Raw genomic sequence first — 4442 nt, forward strand, 5'->3', positions numbered from 1 at the left:
CCCTACGACAGAAACAGCAACAGTGAGCGATCGCCCGCTGCGTCGCCGCCCGCCCCGTCCGCGCCCGGAAAACCCTGCAGATGACAGTGAATATGTACCCTATCAACCGTTGGATCGTCCCCCCACTGACGAGCAGGATAACTCCGCCAACTTTGATGACGATGAATAGACCCTAGCAGCAAAGGCAATTCACGATGCGTCGCTACGTTTTGGTTTCAATTCTGGGTTTAGCAGTGAGCTGTGGCGGTATTCCGCAGAGGACTTGGGCTGCACCCCTAGCGCAGGCAGCTTCTGTTCCACTGCCGGAATCTGTGCAAGCGGTAATCAACGGTTTGGATACGGCGGCCAGTCAAAAGAACTTAGAAGCGGTGTTGGCCTTCTATGATCCTGAATTCAAAACTACAGACGGTTTGACCCTAGAGATATTGCGCAAACAGTTGCCCACTTTTTGGCAGCCCTACCGCGATATTCGCTATCGCACGACGGTGAATCGCTGGCAGCAGCAGGGCAATGACTGGGTTTTAGAGATTAGCACCACTATTGAAGGGACGGGGGGCACCAGCGATCGCCCACAAATGATGCGTGGTAGCCTCCAAGCCACTCAAGTCATCCGCAACGGTAAAATTACTCGCCAAGACATTACCCAAGAGAAAACCACGATCACCATTGGTACAACACCGCCCACTGTACAATTCTCGCTTCCCCAAACTGTGCGCACCGGTGAAGAGTTTAATTTAGATGCCGTTGTTCAAGAACCCATTGGCAACGCAATTCTCCTTGGTGCTGCCAGCGATCAGCCCATCAATACCCAAACCTACGCCAATCCCAGCCCCGTAAAATTGGAACTTCTCTCTGCGGGTGGCATTTTTAAGGTGGGACGTGCCCCCCAAGAACCCGGTAACCGCTGGGTCTCGGTGGCCTTAATTCGGGATACCGGCATGGTCTTGATTACACAGCGCCTACGGGTAGAAAAACCATGAGTGAGGCAGAACCCCCCTCCCTAGAGGAATCTGTTACGGAAAGTAACGAGGTTGAATCAGCCGAAATACCGATCAATGGTCTTGTTCTAGAACATTGTGAGGGACGCTGCCGATTTACATTGCCTGCCGACCTCGATTGGATTGACCTGTGGCCGCAATTACAAGTCTATCTCAGAGGTCAAGAACATCTTTGGTCAGAAACCTTACCCGTGGACTGTGTCTGTGGGCAGCGGCTTTTAGATCAATCCCAGCTGCAGCAGTTAGCAGAGGTTCTGAATGAGCATCAGTTGCGACTGGACAAAATTATTACTGAACGCCGCCAGACAGCGATCGCCGCTGCTACCCTTGGTTACAGTGTCCAACAACGGGAACTGCCCCCGCTACTTGTAAAAGAAGCCGATAGCGAGGCCAACTCTGCAGCTAACCCCCTTTACTTGAAAACAACCCTGCGCTCTGGTATGGAAATTCGGCACGAGGCCAGCGTGGTTATTGTCGGCGATGTCAATGCTGGCGCCAGTATTATTGCTGCAGGAGATATTATTGTTTGGGGACGGTTGCGGGGTGTGGCTCACGCGGGCGCTAAGGGCAACCTAGGGGCTCGAATTATGACCTTAGAAATGGCGGCCACGCAGTTACGGATTGCCGATTTTGTCGCCCGTACCCCCGATCCCCCCAAGCCTCCCTATCCAGAGGTGGCCTATGCCACGCAGCAGGGCATTCAGATTGCTCCAGCCGATGCTTGGGCACGATCTCTTGCCGTATCTAAAGCACCTTAAGGTGATCACCCGCAAGAATCCGCCGCGGCAAATCTTTGCTTAAAGCGCAAAATGAATTGCAGTACCAACCTATGGTAAAGTGCTCATGATGAATCCAGTTGCCCCGGAAGAGGGGCTACCACTCTTGACCTGCGGGACGGGGGGCAAAGCCTACTGTTCCCAGAAGAAAGCTACAGCCTGCTTCTGGGAAAGTCCAAGTGTAAGACCCAATCGTAGAGGACGCAAGAGGTCTGCGGAATTCAGGATTGAGTCTATACACCCAATCCTGACTTTGGGCAATCTGTTGGGAAGGAAGCCGCTATTGTAACAATAGCGGTAGTTCACTCAGCCAATTCTGAGGGAGTTCAATGGGGCGCACAATTGTCATTACCTCGGGTAAAGGGGGGGTGGGGAAAACAACCGCCAGTGCCAATGTTGGTGTTGCCTTGGCCAAGTTGGGGCGATCGGTGGTGCTCATTGATGCGGACTTCGGCTTGCGCAACCTTGACCTATTGCTTGGTTTGGAAAATCGGGTTGTTTACACTGCGATTGATGTGCTGACAGGTCAGTGTCGCTTGGATCAGGCCCTTGTGCGTGATAAGCGTCTAAATAAATTGGTGTTGCTCCCAGCCGCCCAAAGCCGCAATAAGGATGCCATCACTCCGGAGCAAATGCGACAGTTGGCCTCAGCCCTGAGTAAGCACTACGATTATGTGCTCATTGATTGTCCAGCTGGAATTGAGGCGGGGTTTCGCAATGCCATTGCCCCGGCTCAGGAGGCCTTGGTGGTGACAACGCCGGAAATTGCCGCAGTACGGGATGCTGACCGCGTGATTGGCCTCCTGGAGGCCTACCGCATTCGCAACAGCCAGCTGATCTTAAATCGACTGCGCCCCGCAATGGTTGCGGCCAACGACATGATGTCTGTCGAGGATGTCCAAGAAATTCTCTCAATTCCGCTCATTGGGATTGTCCCCGAGGATGAGAAGGTGATTGTTTCCACCAATAAGGGGGAGCCATTGGTGTTGGCCGAGTCTCCATCCTTGGCTGGGCAGGCCTTTATGAACATTGCCCGCCGCTTGGAGGGGGAAAAAGTAGAGTTTCTTGACCTAGAGGCGGCAAGCGGCGGGTTATTTAGTCGTATTCGACGCTTGTTTGGGGCAAAGGGATGATCAGTGAACTTCTAGAGCGGCTGTTTAGCCGCACTCCCCCTAGTCGCACCACTGCCAAAGAGCGCTTGAAGCTTGTCTTGGCGCACGATCGCACGGCGCTGACCCCTGAAATTTTAGATAATCTACGGCGCGATATTTTAGAGGTGGTCTCCCGGTATGTGGAGCTAGAAACGGAGGGACTAGCGGTTTCCCTAGAGTCGGATCAGCGGACAACGGCCTTGATTGCTAATTTACCGATTAAACGACTCAAGCTGTCCCCAGCGGAGGCGCCGCCACCAGAGAATTCCCCATCTAACAGCGAGGCAGGAGAAAGTTGAGTACCGTTGCCGTGACATTGGCAGCGATCGCCAGCGCTGCAATTGTTGCCCAAGCCCCTTGGGCAGCTGTTTTAGTGGCCCGCCTAGGGGCAGGTTGGCGACGCCCTGCCCCCTTAACCCCCCAGCCCTCCCGCCCAGAGAACTTAGCTAAAGTTTCCATTGTTGTCCCCACCCTCAATGAGGCACGGCGGTTGCAACCCTGCCTAGAGGGACTCATGCGCCAAGGCTACGAGGTGCGGGAAATCTTGGTTGTAGATAGTCACTCCCAAGATGGCACGGCCGAGATGGTGCAGGCAGCACAGGATCGAGAACCTCGCCTTCGTCTTGAATTTGATCCCCCCTTGCCCCCTGGTTGGGTAGGGCGACCCTGGGCATTGCAGACGGGGTTTTGTCGGGTTCACCCCCGCAGTGAGTGGATTTTGGGGATTGATGCAGATACAGAACCACAACCTGGTCTTGTGGCGAGTCTCCTAGAGACTGCCCAGCGGGAGGAATTGGATCTCATTTCCCTCTCACCCCGCTTTGTCCTGAAAACAGGGGGGGAATGGTGGCTGCAACCCGCGCTGCTTTTAACATTGATCTATCGTTTTGGTGCGGCTCGCAGCGTGGAAACTTGGCCAGAGCGAATTTTGGCCAATGGTCAGTGCCTACTCATTCGGCGATCGCGCCTTGAGGCAATGGGGGGCTACCAAGTGGCTGCTTCCTCCTTTTGTGATGATGTGACATTGGTGCGGGCGGCAGCGGCGGCGGGTGCCCGAGTGGCTTTTCGCGATGGGTCAAAGGTGCTCAAGGTGCGAATGTATGAAGGGCTGGCAGAAACCTGGCGAGAGTGGGGGCGTTCCCTCGACCTCAAGGACGCTACGCCAGCGGCACAGGTTTGGGGCGATGTCTATTTTCTCTGGGCAGTGCAGGGACTCCCCTTGCCCCTCTTTGGCCTAGGGCTGATTGCCTTAACAGTAACTTCTCCCACCCTCCCCCTAGAGATAGCAACATTCCTCAATGGCTTGCTGGTGTTGATTCGCTGGGGCATGACTCTGGCGATCGCCCCCGCCTACGATTGGCAAACAGGTCAAGGGCGCTGGCTCTTTTGGCTTTCCCCCCTTGCGGATTCCCTAGCGGCTCTGCGGATTACCCTCTCCTCTTGGCAGCGTCCCCAGCAGTGGCGGGGACGGACGTATCCTGCCAAAACTCAACCTTTGGTTTAGATATAGATAGATA

5 protein-coding genes are annotated in these 4442 nt (G+C 54.7%); all 5 read left to right on the forward strand.

Annotated elements, in window-relative coordinates:
* The first annotated feature begins 194 nt into the window (after positions 1-194).
* The 5 genes from P3X23_RS06810 to cruG all read left to right on the forward strand — a co-directional run bounded on the left by P3X23_RS06810 (position 195) and on the right by cruG (position 4429).
* Positions 195-980, forward strand: a complete 786-nt coding sequence (locus P3X23_RS06810; RefSeq protein WP_300874556.1) for a nuclear transport factor 2 family protein — start codon at positions 195-197, stop codon at positions 978-980.
* A complete protein-coding gene (minC, locus tag P3X23_RS06815; protein ID WP_300874558.1) occupies positions 977-1756 on the forward strand; it encodes a septum site-determining protein MinC in 780 nt (259 codons plus the stop codon). Before P3X23_RS06810 ends, minC begins: the two co-directional genes overlap by 4 nt.
* 347 nt (positions 1757-2103) lie before the next feature.
* Positions 2104-2907 carry a septum site-determining protein MinD gene (gene minD / locus P3X23_RS06820; protein WP_300874561.1) on the forward strand — a complete coding sequence of 268 codons (804 nt, stop codon included), beginning with the start codon at positions 2104-2106 and terminating at the stop codon, positions 2905-2907.
* Positions 2904-3224, forward strand: a complete 321-nt coding sequence (minE, locus tag P3X23_RS06825; protein ID WP_300874563.1) for a cell division topological specificity factor MinE — start codon at positions 2904-2906, stop codon at positions 3222-3224. Before minD ends, minE begins: the two co-directional genes overlap by 4 nt.
* Positions 3221-4429 (forward strand): 2'-O-glycosyltransferase CruG, encoded by a 1209-nt coding sequence (gene cruG, locus P3X23_RS06830; RefSeq protein ID WP_300874566.1) that lies wholly within the window; start codon positions 3221-3223, stop codon positions 4427-4429. Before minE ends, cruG begins: the two co-directional genes overlap by 4 nt.
* The last annotated feature ends 13 nt before the right edge of the window (positions 4430-4442 follow it).

The organism is Thermosynechococcus sp. Uc (assembly GCF_029335995.1).
GTDB lineage: Bacteria > Cyanobacteriota > Cyanobacteriia > Thermosynechococcales > Thermosynechococcaceae > Thermosynechococcus.